Genomic DNA, 1,260 nt, shown 5'->3' on the forward strand with positions numbered 1-1,260 from the left:
AAATTATCGGACCTACTTGCCCCGCTGAAGGGCCGATGTCCAGACATCTGAGACTCTTGAACCGCACGTCGTCTCCTGTGCCTCGTTGCGGACCTTCGAATAGCCCGAAACGTAGGCCAGGGGCGGCGTGCTACCTACATCCGTGTAGTTCCGGCACCCACAGGTGAGTCACAAGAGCCGGAAAAGAGCGTTGGGGCTGAGTGGCCGAGTCCCTCGACGTGTGGACGCGGCCACAAAGTCTGGCCTACTCGAGCTGATCGACGGTGCGGTCGAGGGCGGCTGGACGGTGCGTGGCGCGTGCCGGCTGCTCGAGCTCGGCGAGGGCAGGGCGTGGCGCTGGCTGGGCCGCCGGGAGCGTGACGAGCTGGCCGACAAGCGCCCGGGCGGCAACCCCTCGCACGGGCTGCTGGACGCCGAGGCCGAGGAGATCGTCGCGCTGTTCCACGAGTGGGGCGAGGTCGACCGTTCGCATCGCAAGCTCGCCTACCGCGGCTCATACTTGAGCCGGGTGTGGGTGTCGCCGTCGACGGTCCGGCGTGTTCTTGCAGGTCAGGGGCTGGTTCTGCGGCCGCCACCACGGCCGGGCCGGTCGCAGCGGCGGCCGTTTCCCGAGTGGGCGGACTACGTCCCGAACTCGATCTGGATCTACGACACGACCCACTTCACGAAGGCCGGGGTGGCGGTGACCGTGGTCGAGGACCTGGTATCGCGCAAGTGGATCGCCGACATCGTCTCGTCGGAGGAGACCTCGACCCAGATCGAGATCGTGTTCACCGACGCGCTCGAGGCCGAGGGGCTCATCGAGCAGGTCACCGCCATCCAGGACGGGCTGGCCCGCATCGATGTCGACGACGACGCCCGGCCGGTGCTGCTCGCCGTGTCCGATAACGGGCCGCAGATGACCTCAGGCTCGACCCGGGAGTTCATGGCGCTGTGCGCGATCGCGCAGCACTTCGGCCGGCCCGGCACCCCGACCGACCAGGCCTGGATCGAGAGCTTCTTCGGCCACCTCAAGGTCGAGTGGCCCCACCTGCTCGCGATCGAGGACCCGGCCGTGCTACGCGCCGAGCTCGCCATCCGACGCGAGCACTACAACGGGGTGAGGCTGCACCAGGGCATCGGGTATGTCACCCCCAACGACGAGCACGAAGGACGCGGCAAAGCGATCCGCCAGGCACGCCGAGCCGGGCTCAAACAGGCACGGCGAGGGTGTGCGCCAGATTTGTAGGTAGCGATGCTGCCTGATCGTGGGTGCCGGGG

General features: G+C 67.9%; 1 protein-coding gene. It reads left to right on the forward strand.

Annotated elements, in window-relative coordinates; genetic code table 11:
- Window positions 1-220: 220 nt before the first annotated feature.
- Entirely contained in the window at window positions 221-1,228 is a 1,008-nt protein-coding gene (locus WEE69_02320; GenBank protein ID MEX1144125.1) for an integrase core domain-containing protein, read from the forward strand.
- Window positions 1,229-1,260: the final 32 nt, after the last annotated feature.

The sequence above is a fragment of the Acidimicrobiia bacterium genome, assembly GCA_040881685.1.
In the GTDB taxonomy this organism is placed as follows: Bacteria; Actinomycetota; Acidimicrobiia; order IMCC26256; family PALSA-555; genus SHVJ01.